Origin of the sequence: Candidatus Spongiisocius sp. (genome assembly GCF_965221825.1) — a bacterium.
Lineage (GTDB): Bacteria > Actinomycetota > Acidimicrobiia > Spongiisociales > Spongiisociaceae > Spongiisocius.
Genome location: NZ_OZ244917.1, coordinates 1834271 through 1846685 on the forward strand (window position 1 = coordinate 1834271; position 12415 = coordinate 1846685).

14 protein-coding genes are annotated in these 12415 nt (G+C 66.1%); 2 read left to right on the forward strand and 12 right to left on the reverse strand.

The features are described from left to right. Positions 1-9 precede the first annotated feature (9 nt). Both vapC and ACOQPD_RS08655 read right to left on the reverse strand, forming a co-directional pair. A complete protein-coding gene (vapC, locus tag ACOQPD_RS08650; protein ID WP_420611551.1) occupies positions 10-402 on the reverse strand; it encodes a type II toxin-antitoxin system VapC family toxin in 393 nt (130 codons plus the stop codon). After that, entirely contained in the window at positions 389-619 is a 231-nt protein-coding gene (locus ACOQPD_RS08655; RefSeq protein ID WP_420611552.1) for a type II toxin-antitoxin system VapB family antitoxin, read from the reverse strand. The genes vapC and ACOQPD_RS08655 overlap by 14 nt, the downstream gene beginning before the upstream one ends. A gap of 72 nt (positions 620-691) precedes the next feature. On the opposite strand from ACOQPD_RS08655, the gene ACOQPD_RS08660 reads away from it, so the two are divergent. Beyond that, on the forward strand, positions 692-1786 hold the full coding sequence (locus ACOQPD_RS08660) for a creatininase family protein (RefSeq protein WP_420611553.1): 1095 nt from the start codon (positions 692-694) through the stop codon (positions 1784-1786). A 1-nt stretch (position 1787) separates the two neighbouring features. Continuing rightward, positions 1788-2522 carry a 4'-phosphopantetheinyl transferase family protein gene (locus tag ACOQPD_RS08665; RefSeq protein ID WP_420611554.1) on the forward strand — a complete coding sequence of 245 codons (735 nt, stop codon included), beginning with the start codon at positions 1788-1790 and terminating at the stop codon, positions 2520-2522. On the opposite strand, the gene ACOQPD_RS08670 is transcribed toward ACOQPD_RS08665, so the two are convergent. From ACOQPD_RS08670 to ACOQPD_RS08715, 10 genes are all read right to left on the reverse strand, one after another. Further along, positions 2519-4270, reverse strand: coding sequence for a uracil-xanthine permease family protein (locus ACOQPD_RS08670; RefSeq protein WP_420611555.1), 1752 nt, complete (start codon positions 4268-4270; stop codon positions 2519-2521). The two genes, ACOQPD_RS08665 and ACOQPD_RS08670, sit on opposite strands and share 4 nt — an antisense overlap. 158 nt (positions 4271-4428) lie before the next feature. Further along, positions 4429-4821, reverse strand: coding sequence for a type II toxin-antitoxin system VapC family toxin (locus ACOQPD_RS08675; RefSeq protein ID WP_420611556.1), 393 nt, complete (start codon positions 4819-4821; stop codon positions 4429-4431). A gap of 1 nt (position 4822) precedes the next feature. After that, positions 4823-5101, reverse strand: coding sequence for a type II toxin-antitoxin system Phd/YefM family antitoxin (locus ACOQPD_RS08680; protein ID WP_420611557.1), 279 nt, complete (start codon positions 5099-5101; stop codon positions 4823-4825). Positions 5102-5179: 78 nt separating this feature from the next. After that, positions 5180-5887, reverse strand: a complete 708-nt coding sequence (locus ACOQPD_RS08685) for an SDR family NAD(P)-dependent oxidoreductase (protein ID WP_420611558.1) — start codon at positions 5885-5887, stop codon at positions 5180-5182. Beyond that, positions 5884-6954, reverse strand: coding sequence for a Gfo/Idh/MocA family protein (locus ACOQPD_RS08690; protein WP_420611559.1), 1071 nt, complete (start codon positions 6952-6954; stop codon positions 5884-5886). Before ACOQPD_RS08690 ends, ACOQPD_RS08685 begins: the two co-directional genes overlap by 4 nt. Positions 6955-6963: 9 nt before the next feature. Beyond that, complete coding sequence (locus ACOQPD_RS08695; RefSeq protein ID WP_420611560.1) at positions 6964-8046, reverse strand: phosphotriesterase family protein; 1083 nt, start codon at positions 8044-8046, stop codon at positions 6964-6966. Between the two features lie 127 nt (positions 8047-8173). Then, a complete protein-coding gene (locus tag ACOQPD_RS08700) occupies positions 8174-9049 on the reverse strand; it encodes an NAD(P)-dependent oxidoreductase (RefSeq protein ID WP_420611561.1) in 876 nt (291 codons plus the stop codon). Positions 9050-9159: 110 nt separating this feature from the next. Further along, complete coding sequence (locus tag ACOQPD_RS08705) at positions 9160-9645, reverse strand: GNAT family N-acetyltransferase (RefSeq protein WP_420611562.1); 486 nt, start codon at positions 9643-9645, stop codon at positions 9160-9162. Between the two features lie 140 nt (positions 9646-9785). Continuing rightward, on the reverse strand, positions 9786-11336 hold the full coding sequence (locus ACOQPD_RS08710) for a sugar ABC transporter ATP-binding protein (protein WP_420611563.1): 1551 nt from the start codon (positions 11334-11336) through the stop codon (positions 9786-9788). Continuing rightward, on the reverse strand, positions 11333-12349 hold the full coding sequence (locus ACOQPD_RS08715; protein WP_420611564.1) for an ABC transporter permease: 1017 nt from the start codon (positions 12347-12349) through the stop codon (positions 11333-11335). Before ACOQPD_RS08715 ends, ACOQPD_RS08710 begins: the two co-directional genes overlap by 4 nt. Positions 12350-12415 lie beyond the last annotated feature (66 nt).

A 12415-nucleotide genomic window follows, 5' to 3' on the forward strand; every position in this document is an offset into this window, starting at 1 on the left:
CCGGCCGGCTCAAATCACGACGGTCCGGAGGGATGTGTACCTCGAAATGGGTCCGAAGTCACGGTCATGGTGCAGCACGGGCACATCCAGACGGATAGCGACCGCGGCTATCAGGGCATCGACCTGCGAGCGCACTGTTACCCCTCGCCATCTGAGCTCGCGGTAGATAGTTGCCGCATCGAGCCAATCGAGCCTTGGGGACAGTGCCTCGACGTGCTGTGCCTCCAGGAGTCGCAGGGTGGGCGCCGCGGCATCCCGGCGAGCACCGGCCATCACCTCCATCAGGATCGGGTCGATGACGATCACCTCCCGCTCGGAGATAGCCTGCCGTAGACGTACGGCCGGAGAGGAGCCGGTCGCCCTCAAGAACTCGATCCAGGCTGATGTGTCAGCTACCAGCACCGCTGTCCCAGCTACCGAACCGGCTCGAGCGCATGACTTCCAGGTCTCCGTCCCAGCCGGCGCCCTCCATCATCAATTGTTCATCGACACTCATCGGTCCGCCCCCGAGGAGACGCTCCAGCGCGAGCTGCACAGCTTCACGCTTGGTCCGCAATCCGAACGTCCGCATGGCACGTGCAACGAGTTCGTCGTCGATGTCGATGTTGGTCCGGGCCATGGCCCACACTATACACCATCATGTGTATAAAGGTGTATAGGCCGGACTCAAGTGCCCTCCTAGGATACGCCCGTGGCCGATCCCTCTCTCGACCCCACCGCCTACGAGTTCGTGCGTCCGGCCCGGATGCGGCAGGTGTTGGAGGAGACCCCCATCGTCTTCCTTCCGGTCGGGTGCGTCGAGTACCACGGGCCTCACCTCCCGCTGGGCGTGGACATGCTGACCGCCGACAACATCTGCCACAGGACGGCTGCTGTCACCGGCGGCGTGGTACTACCTCCCCTTTGGCTGGCGTCGGGTGTGCTGCCGCTCCCCCATGGCATCGTGGTCGATGTCACCGTGCTCCGGTCGGTCGTCCGGCCGATACTCCGCCAGCTCGCCGAAGGCGGCTTCAAGGCGATCGTCGTGATCTCAGGGCACGGGGCGCTCGACCATCTCCACGTACTCCGGGAGGAGACGGACCGGCTGATGGACGAGTTCCCGGACGTGAACGCCCTCACCACGGTGTGGAACGAACTCAACGCCGGCTTGGAGGGTGACATCCACGACCACGGCGCCAAGGTGGAGACCTCTTACCTGATGGAGTTCCATCCCCACACCGTCGACCTCAGCACCCTCGAGGACGACCCGGAGGCCGAACATGTCGGCATCTACGCCGCCAACCCCCGCTTCACCGCCAGCCGGGAGTGGGGCGAGATCATGTCGGACCACGCCGTCGGGCGCCTTGCCCGGACCATAAAGGGGTTCTCCGAGGGCCACCGGGCCGACAGCTGGATAATGCTGCGGCAGCTCGTGGAACGCCTGCAGGCAGGCGATCTGGTGGTAGTGGAGGACTCCGGCCGGACCCGTAACGGATTGGTGAGCTTCGAGCTGCACAACCCGTACCCGCAGTCCAAGTACATCACGGCGATTAGTTCGCTGACCATTGACGGCCGCCAGGTCGATCTGACCGGCGCAACCCTGGCCAACCCATCGATCGGCGAGGGCCACACCAATACCGATGTCGACCGGCTCGGTCCTCTCACCGGTTTCTACATACGCCGGAATCAAAGGATGGTCGTCACCCTCCCGCATGCCCGCGCCGGATCAGGGGACCACCAGGTGGAGGGCCGCTTCGTTCTCGCCGACGTCTTGGAGATCGGCGCTCGAGGCTCTTTCAGAGCGTGATGTGACCGAGTCCGGTACCGGCTCCTGGTGGCAGCCCTACAGGAGAGTCGGTGATGCCACCGTCTTCCATGTCGACCTGAAACCGCATGCCGATCACGAAGGGGACTCGCTCGCGTGGCTGGACGCAACGGAGCGGCGGCGGCTGCAGAGATTCCAAATCCCCGGCCCCGGGCGACGGTTTTCCCTGTGCCGGGCGGCCCTGCGAGCAGTGCTGACCGGCCGGCTGGCGTGCCGCAACGAACGGATCGCCTTCGAGGTCCACGACGATCGCGGTAAACCCTTCGCCATGGTCGATGGCGTACCGGCTCCGATCAGTTTCAATGTCAGCCACAGCGGTGACCATGGGCTGATAGCGGTCGCCCCCCGGGGACGCCTCGGGGTCGATGTCGAGCAGCGACAGCCACGGCGGCACATGGACCTGTTGATCGATACGGTCTTCACGGAGCCGGAGCGGGCAGTCCTGACGACCGCGGAAGGCAGAGATAGAACCGATCTGTTCCTCGACTTCTGGACCATGAAGGAGGCTCTCATAAAGGCCCTCGGCACCGGCCTGTCCACAGACCCCGCCTCGTTCGAGATCCCGCCGGAGATGCAGCGCGGGATGAACCGAAGCACCTTCCGGTTCCCGGACCTCCCGGCGGTGACCTGGCATCTGGACAACATCGGGAACCAGGCCTACGCGGCTGCTGTCGCCCGCGAGATGATCCCGGAGTCCGCGCCTTTCGGGGAGCCCTAGGCCTCGACCCGCACGGTGACGACCTCGGCGCCGTGGTACTTCCGGTGCCTTATGGAGGAGGCGTAGTGCCGCAGGAGACGGAAGGAGACCTCCCGCTCATCCGGTAGATAGCTCCGTTCATCGAGATAGGAGAGCCGATCCTCCAGGTTTTCCTCTACGTAGACCGTGATGTAGTCCATCTCGAGGGCTCCACGGGCGGGACGCGCCACTATTACCAGGCGGGGCGGAGTATCACCGGCCGGTCGAGCGTCGGCGGTCTGTAACAAGCTCGACAGCGTTTCCTCGCCGGCGGCCCGCAGCCGATCAGTCGAGGCGGCGTTCCACCTCATTCCGGCGGCAATCTCGGTGAGATGGCGATCTATCTCGGGTAGGGCGGACATAGCCAGCCCGACCTCGAGACGTGCCCGGCGGCGACCGGTAGCTTCGATGAACAGGGTGAGGAGGAGGGCGACCAGCGCTCCCGACGTCATCCCGAAGTCCAGCGAGGCGCCCCACGTCTCGCCCAGCAGGTCACTGAACACACCCCGGCCGTCCATGCCCACGCCGATCGAGAACGCGAGTGCCACCACGAGGGACTTCCGGCGATCGAGGCCGTCGCGGGTCACCGTCCTCATACCCTCCACGAACAGCATTCCCATCAGAACGAGCAGGTAAGCCCCCATGACGGGGCTGGGAATGGTCAGGAGGAAGGCCGCCAGCTTGGGCAGGAACGCCAGCGCCGCCAGGAATGCCCCGATCAGGTATCCCACGCGGCGGGACGCCACCCCGGTGAGACCGGCAAGGGACGCGCTGATGGATGAGTACACGGTGGTGGGCGGGACCCCGGTGATCGCGGACAGTAACGAACCCACCCCGTTGGCGTTCAGGAGTCCCTGGACCATCCGGAAGTCGGTGGCCCCCTGTTGGCGTCGCGACACCTGCTGGACGACCACACCGTCGCCGATGTTCTTGATGCCGACCACCAGACCGACGATGACGAATACCGGCAGGAGGGTCCAGAACTCCGCACCCGGCGTCAGGTCAAGTCCGGGCAGGTAGGCGCTGGGGATGCCGAACCAGGGCGCGTCCAGAACCGGCTGGAAGTCATAGACACCCATCACCGCCGCCGCTACGCAACCGGCCCCGATCCCGATGAGCGAGGTCCAGAGCCGCCACGCGCCCACAGCACGCAGGACCAGCCCGGCGGTGACCAGCAGCGAGACGGCGGCGATAGTCACCCCGGCCGCGGGCGACGCTCCGGACGGAAGCTCGTCCATTCTGTCGATGGCGACCGGAAGGATGGTGGCTGCCAAGAGCATCAGTACCGTCCCCGCGACCACCGGAGTGACCACATTCCGCAGCGAAGGGAGCCATCCGGCCAGCGCGATATGCGTCAGGGCCACCACGACGGTCAGGCTGGCCAGCAATGCCGCCCCCCCTACCGACAGCGCCAGGAGGGAGGCCGCTATGTAGCTCGGTGATGCGCACGCTACGACGACGTGCCCGGCCCCCAACCGTCCGAACCGGCCTGCCTGCAGAGCCGTCGTTACCCCGCCTACCAGAAGGCCCGCGAACACCGTCCACGATAGGTACTTGGCCCCCTCTCCGGCCGCCCGCGCGGTAACCGCCACGATGACGACCAGCGTGGGCAGGATGAGTATGACGCCCTGGATCGCAACACCTGCCGCCACCGGGAGCGGGCACTTGTCATCGGGCTCGTACCGGAGGTTCTCGTTGACGCGCACCCTTTCCGTACTCCCATCCGCCATGTTCCCGCTTCCGGACACCCGTCTCGGGGATCGTCCGCACCCGACGTTAGCCCCCGTTACCCACCCTGCCGGATAGCGGGACCTTTATCTCACCCTGTGATGGTCTCGGACCGGTGCGAATCGCCCGCGGACCCGGCGGTCGAGGACAGCCCCCAAGGTCAAAGGTCAGCGCCCGGCGAACATGTCGGGATACCGAGCCCATCGGCGGCCGCCAGTTGCCGCGCGTCGTAGCTGACGATCCCGGAGAGGTCGTCGCCCAGCCGAAGCGCGCAAGCCAGATGGATGGCGTCGAGGGAGCGGAGCCCTTGGCCCGGAAGCTCACCTGCACGGTCGAGCACGGCAGGCACGAGCCGGATCATGGGAATCTCCGCAAGTAGCTTCTCGCAGCGCCTACGTACGTCGGCAGGTTCACCCGCGACAGCGCGCCGAGCCTCGGTACGTAACAAGTCCGACGAGGCCAGGTCGCGGCCACGTATCCACCGGCGTAGCTCGGCCGACTCGGGCTCGACGATCAGTAGCTTTAAGAAGGCCGATGCATCGAGCAGCCACATCTCACCGCTCGTCCCGGCGCAGCGCGGCAAGGCGCTCGCTCATCGGACTCCCTTCAATCGGCAGACCGAGCCTATCGAGCGCTTCTGAGAGGCCTTCGGAAGGCGGGTCTGCCAGTCCCTCCGAGGCGAGTCGTTCTAAGGCACCCCCGGCCGGCGCAGGAGGACCTAGACGCGCCACCGGGACCCCCCGAACCGCGATTTCGTAACACTCACCCTCAGCTACCCGCCGTAGCCACCTACTGGCGTGCTGCCGCAACTCACGTACACCGATTCTCTCCATGTGCTACATAGTAGCACATGGAGAGAGAAAGGCGGCCGGGCGCCTCTTGCGGAGCGGTTCGCCGGCTTGGGAGCGTTCTCAGGTCATGACCCAGCCGCCGTTGACGTCGATGGTGGCGCCGTTGATGTAGGAGGCCTCGTCGGAGGCGAGGAAGGTCACCACTGTCGCCACCTCGGCGGGCCGGGCGAACCGCCGCAGGGGTATGTCCGCCGTGATCCTGGCTTCGATGGAAGGGTCCCGTTCGAAGATGCCGGCCGCCATCGGGGTGAGGATCGCTCCCGGGGTGATGGCGTTGGCCGTGACCCCCCTAGGCCCCAGGTTGCGGGCGAAGTTCTTGGTGAACGCCACCAGACCGGCCTTGGCGGCCGAGTAGACCGACGAGTCCGCCAGGCCACCGGTGCGGGCGCCGATGCTCGATATGTTGACGATCCGACCCCATCCTCTTGCGGCCATCGGCGGGCCCAGTTCCCGACCCAGCAGGAACGGCGCTCGCAGGTTCACGGCCATCACGTGCTCGTAGTCGTCCATGTCGAAGGTCTCGAACGGCTCCTGGACGAGCACCGCCGCGTTGTTGACGAGGATGTCAACCTCGCCGGCCTCCGAGACCACCCTCAGGCACTCGTCGACGCGGCTCAGGTCGGCCACGATCACTCGCTCGATCGCAGGGTCCTCGTGGGGCTTGACGTCGACGCCCACCACCCGGACGCCGGAGGCGGCCAGTTCACGGGCGATCGCGCGCCCGATCCCCTGGGCTGTCCCGGTCACGAGGGCGGTACGTCCGCTCATGAGTTGGCGATCCGGGCTACCTCGCCGGTACGGGCGCTGCGGTAGGCGGCCTCGGTGACCTCCACCGCCCGAGCTCCCACATGGCCGGGCGAGCAGTTCCGAACATCCATTCCCAGGGCCAGGTCCACCAGCGTGTGAACCGGCCCGTCACAGTCGTAGTCGCCGGCATGGTCATCCAGATCGAGCCGCACCTCGTGACCCCCGTCCTGGTACCAGTACACCAGCTCGCGGCCCACGTCCACCGACAGCATCCCCTCCGATCCGACGATCCGGACCGAGAGCAGATGCTTGTTGCCGTCGTATCCCAGGTGGCACGAACTCCCCGAGACGGTGGCTACGCCCCCGTTCGAAAGGCGGAAGCTGATGGCGTCGTGCAGCTCCACCGGCGCTTCGAGGGGCGCGGACATGAAGGCGAAGGCTTCGGAAGCCCGCACGTCCCCGGCCAGCCAGAAGGCCATCCCGAGGGCGTGGGAGAGCTGGGCCTGTGCGTAGCCGCCGCCGGACACGGCGGGGTCCGTGTAGGTCTCGGGCCGGGCGGTCGCCACCGACGATCCGGCCTCGTAGGGCTGTCCGGCGGCCAGCAATCCCCGAGCAGCGGAGGACATGTCGATCATGATGTGCTCCACCTCCCCGAAGCCGCCGCCCTGCTCGACCAACTCCTTGGCCCGCCGCACCATCGGCTTGTAGTTCCAACCCAGCGCCAGCAGGAGGTGCCGGTCGAGACGCTCGGCGGTCCGCACCAGGTCCCAAGCCTCGGCAGGATCGACGGTGAACGGCTTCTCGACCAGCACATGGGCGCCGGCCTCCATGGCCGCTCGGGCATGCTCGTAATGGAACCGGTTGGGGCTGGAGACGATGCAGACGTCGAGTTGCTGATCGAGGATCTCGCGATAGTCGGTGGACGCCACTCGGAAGCCGAACTCGTTCGCCACCCAGTCCAGCAGTTCTCGGTCGGGACGGGCCACCCCGACGAGTTCGACCTCGTCCGACCGCTGCGCGAGGTTGGGGATGTGGGACGCCACCGCCCAGGATCCGGCCCCTATCACACCCGCTCTCAGCCTTGCCATGGTCCCGGATCAGTTCCCGTTCATGGTGAAGACCCGCCGGGGGTTCTCCACCAGGAGGGTATGCAAGGTCTCCTCGGTAGTACCCCGCCGCCTCATCCACGGCAGGATGTTCTCGATGATGTGGTCGTAACCGTGGCCGGCGTAGCGGTGCAACCGGTGCTTGGTGCAGATGTCCATGGAGACGAGCAGGCGCTCCGCGTACCCGTGCTCGATCAGCAGGTCCAACCTGTCGAGCCGCTGGGCGTCGCTGATGACGGACAGGCCCGGCGGGCGGCTGGGGACGATCCCCGCCTCGGTCCGCTCCGCCACCGTCGGGTACATAGAGGTCTCCAGGCCGAACATGTCGTACTCCAGGTAGCAGCCGGTCTCCGCGAACCGGAGTACCGCGCCGGCATCCAGGATCGTGCGGTCCATATGGGCGATGATGATCTTGTCGGTCGGCATCCCCACCTCGGTGAGCACCGACACGATCTCGGCCGGGGCGTCGGGATGGCGGCCCGGATGCACCATGACCGCGGCGCCGGTCTCGAGCGACGCGAGGGCCGCGCCACGGAGGGTCTTCCGCTCGTCGTCCCGGAGCGGCCAGAAGCAGCCCATCTCGCCGATGAACCCGGCTCGCACGCCGGTGTGGTCGATTCCCACCGTGAGCTCCCCGATCATCTCCGCGGCCAGATCCTCCACCGACCGGTTGCCCATGTCCGGCGGGTGGGTCTCCGCCACGTAGAAACCGGTTCCGGCCACGATGTTGACGCCGCTCCCCCTGGAGATCCGCACGAGCGCCCGCGGGTCACGGGCGATGTAGCGGGTGGTGGGATCGATGATGGTGTCGCCTCCGGCCCGGTAGTACCAGGCGGCCTCCTCCCGAGCGGTCAACTCGTCGTAGACCTCCAGGTTGTCCACGTTGGAGGTCCAGTACTGCCGCACCCACTCGATGTTGTCCTGCGAGACGGGCTGGTGGGCGCGGTGCCGGTCCGAGGCTTCCAGCGGCTCGACGAAGGAGGGGTTGTGAATCAGCAGATGCTCATGGGCCATCGTCACCCCTAGCCCTTCAGGAGCGACGGGTCCGGTAACGGTCTGGACAACGGCGGTCATTCGGAGACCTCCATGCGGGTCCTGATCACGGCGTGATGCCGATCGCCGCCTGATCGTAACGAATGGCTCCGACGGGACCGAGCGGCCGCTCGACCCATGCGGGTCCCCAGGCCGGGAAAGAACCCGATCACCTTTCGAGACCGGCCTCGGCTTCGAGATACCGGCAGAGGACTGCGGCGTCGAAGCCCCCCATGCCGGCGGCGTTGGCCTGACGGTAGACCTCGAGTGCCGCATCTAGAAGCGGCGTAGGGGCACCGGCGCTTCTCGCGAAGTCCTTGATGATCTCGGCGTCCTTGAGGAGGATCTCGAGGCGGCCTGCCACCGGATAGTCATCGATCACCATCATCGGGCCCCTGATCTCGAGCATCCTCGAGGAGCCGGTGCTGTCCTCGGCCAGTCGCTGCACGGTCGCCGGGTCCACGCCTGCTGCCGCGCCCAGAACATGGGCCTCCGCGGCAACCAGGCTATGTACCACCACCAGCAGGTTGGCGATGTACTTCATCCTCGACCCGTTCCCGAACTCCCCCAGGTAGTGGCTCGACCTGCCGATGGCCCTGAACACCGCACCGGCCCGGTCAAAACCCTCGCGGCTCCCGGACGCGAATACCACCAAGTCGCCATCGGTCGCCTGGAGCCCGGTTCCTGATAGCGGGGCGTCCATCAACTCGATTCCGGACGCCGCCAGGACATCCCTGGCCGCGGTCTTTCCTGCAAGGGGGAATGTCCCGGTCTCCAGACAGAGCAGCCCCTCCCCGGCTTGGGCCGCTACCTGGGAGGAAACGTCAGCAAGGGCCGGAAGGGTCGGCAATGAGAAGATGACGATCTCGGAGGTGGCTCCCACCGCTCCCGGCGAGTCCTCGATCCGGATCCCTGCATCGGCTGCTTGGGACCGTCGCCGCGGGTCGATGTCGTACCCTGCGACCGTGTGGCCGGCCGCAACCAAGTTAGCCGCCATGGCAGAGCCCATGACTCCGAGCCCGACTACTCCAACCGTCTCTGTCATCTGTTTCTCCTTCGAGCGGAAGGGTCGCCACAACGCCGGCATGACCGTCGATGGCGATGATACGGCTCGAAGGACGGATCCCGGGGAGTGATCGGTACGGTCGAGGCGGGTTAAGGAAGGGCGTCCCACTCCTCCCGGGTGTACTCCCGACCCGGGTAGGCCACCCGGTCGAACGGCCACTCGCAATCAACCCAGCGGCGAACCGTCTCGTAGAGTTCCACATCGAGACCCGTGTCCGCCTCGCTCGCTCGAACCCACATCGATACCTCCGCGTCGATTCCCTCTTTGGATGGTGGGTCGATGTAGAGGCAACCGAGTTGCACGCTCTCGTCGAGGCTCGTCACCGCGAATGCGAAGGATCGACGGAGTTGGCCCTCCTTCTGGTGCCATGCCAGATCGATCATGTCCTGAGTCAGCGTCAGGTCACGGCTCGGCCAACCGGGAGAGTCGAAGAGGCAGCCCTTGAGGTGATCGACGCTGGTCATCACCGCGTCATAGTCCTTGACGGTGTCGTGGATCGTTATCGGCCGGATCCTGAAACGCTCGGTCTCCACTCCGTGTGGGACCTCCATATCACGCGGGATGAGCCTCGCCATTTCACCTCCCCGGGTCCGGTATCCGCTTCCACCCGGCCACCTATAAACCGGGCCGCTTCCAGGGGCCGATCCGGCCGTGAGAAATACGGAAGCACCACACTTCCAGCGACGATGTGCCGTCCGTACGGAGAGGGCAGTAGCTATCCGGCCGCGGCAGCTTCTACAGTGTCCTCGGCGGCCTGGCGGATCAACTGTGCTCGATCCACCTCGTCGGCCCGGTGGCGTGCCACCACCCGGCCCCGCGACATCACCACGATGGTGTCGGAGATCCGGACTACCTCCTCGATGTCCGACGTGACGATCAGCACCGCGATTCCCTCGTCAGCAAACCGTCGCAGTACGTGGTAGATCTGGGCTCGAGCGCCGACATCCACCCCGCGGGTCGGCTCGGCCAGCACCAGCAGCCTCGACTCGCGTTCCAGCCAGCGGCCGAGAACCACCTTCTGCTGGTTACCGCCGGAGAGGGTGTCGACGATCTGAGTGGCGCCTCCCTTGCCTCGGATGTCGAGTGTGTCGTACCACCTGTCGAAGACCTTGGCGGTGGCTCTCGGGGGGAGCAGACCGCCTTTGGTCATCCAGGGCCAGGACGCCACACTCAGGTTCTCTGCCACGTTCAGGACGGTGAGCAAACCGTCGATCTTGCGGTCGATCGGAACGAATCCGATCCCGAAGCGGGCGATGGCATCCTTTGGTGACGTGGGTTGGCCGGTCACTTCACCGACGCGCATGGAGCCGCCCGTCATCTCCCGGAGGCCGAAGACCGCCTCGGCCAGCTCCAGCGCTCCGCAGCCGATCCGACCGAAGAGGGAGAGGATCTCCCCCTCCCGCACCTCCAGATCCACGTCCCTGAAAACCCCCACCGAGGTGGCGCCTTCGATGGTCAGGACGGGCTCACCGATCTCGTGTCCCTCTCCGCGTAGAGAGGCGACCTCTTCCACCAATTCATGGCCGACCATTGCCTCGACCATTTCCTTGCGCCCGAACTCGGTCACAGGTCCCTCGGCCACAGCGTCGCCGTCCCGGAAGACCAGCACGTTGTCCGCTATCCGCTCCACTTCGTCGAGCCGGTGGGTTATGTAGATGATGGCCACCCCCTGGGCCTTCAGACGCTCTATGAAGGCGAAGAGAGCATCTGTCTCCTCGAGCGTCAGTGCCGAGGTGGGCTCGTCCAGGATCAGGAGGCGAGCGCTGCCGGCCAGCGCCCGTGCTATCTCCAGCACCTGGCGCTCGGCCACCCCGAGGGTGCCCACCAGAGCCCGGAGCGGCAATTCGATACCGAGCTTCTCGAGGATGTCCCGCGCATCGCGGCGTACCCGGGCCCAATCGACCAGGCCGAAGCGATTGCGGGGCAGCCGGCCGAGGGACAGGTTCTCCGCCACGCTGAGATCGGGCGCATCGGAGAACTCCTGGTAGATGACCCTGAGTCCGTATGCGCCGGCGTCACGCGGGTTGCGTATCTCCGCCTCTTCGCCGTCTATGACTATGACGCCCGCGTCGCGCTTGTAGTCGCCGGCGAGGATCTTGATCGCGGTCGACTTGCCGGCACCGTTCTCGCCCAACAGTGCGAGAACCTCACCTCCCTTGACCGTGATATCCACGCCGTGGAGAACCTCGACCCCGCCGAAGCTCTTGCGGAGTCCGGTAGCTCGTAACTCCAGCTTCTCGGACAGGGCTCCGTTGTCCAGCGTCATGATCCGCTGAGGCGTAGCCTCACCTGGTCGAGCCCGACCGCCGCCACCAGCACCACGCCGGTCGCCACGTCCTGCCAGAACGACGAGATGCTCAACAGCGTCAGCCCGTTCTGCATGATGCCCAGGATGAAGACCCCCAGCACCGTTCCCGGGATGGTGCCGCGACCTCCGGAGAGGCTGGCGCCGCCCAGGATGATGGCGGCCACCACTTCGAGCTCCACGCCCGTGGCCGCGTTGCCGGAAGCGGCGTCCAACTGTGACGCCAGTATGAGGCCGGCGAGGCCGGCCAGGAGGCCGCTGACGATGAACATGACGAAGATGGTCGGCTTCTGGCGGATTCCCGACAGCCGGGCCGCCGTCGGGTTACTTCCGATGGCGTAGACGGATCGACCGAAGCGCGTGTACCGAACCACGAACCATGCCAGCACGGTTATCAGCACGAAGAGCACTATCTGGGCGGGGACTCCGAAGATGTCGTTGGTGATGAAGTCGACCTTGCCGTTCATCCGGATCGTCTGGCCGTTGGAGAACAGGCGCGCCAGTCCCCTGTACCCCAACCAGGTACCCAGGGTGACGACGATCGAGGCGATGCCTGCGTAGGCGGAGAGCACCCCGTTGAAGATGCCGGCCAGCAGACCGACACCCAGCGCGGCCAGGATCGCCGCCGCCGCGCTGTTCTCTTCGGCGACGACTCCGGCTATGCAGCCGCATAGAGCCGCTGCCGATGCCACGGAGAGATCGAAGTTGCCCGAGATGAGGAGCAAAGTGCCCGGTGCGGCAAGGATGCCCAGCACCGAGACCGACAGCAGGACGTTGCGCATGTTGCGGGTGGTGAGGAAGAACTCGCTGCCCTGCGCGAATATCAGCCCGAGGGCCACCAGGACCACGATCAGCACGACTTCCGGTGGCATCGCCACGAACACTCGGGCGATTCGTGCCCGCGTACTGATGCCTACCGATGATGTCGCTTCAGGTGAGCCTCCGCCACCCGCGGCGACCGACGTGTCGTCCATTGTTCGCACTCGCTCCTACGGAATGTGGGGGCGGCGAAAGGGATCTCCCCTTTCGCCGCCCCCTGT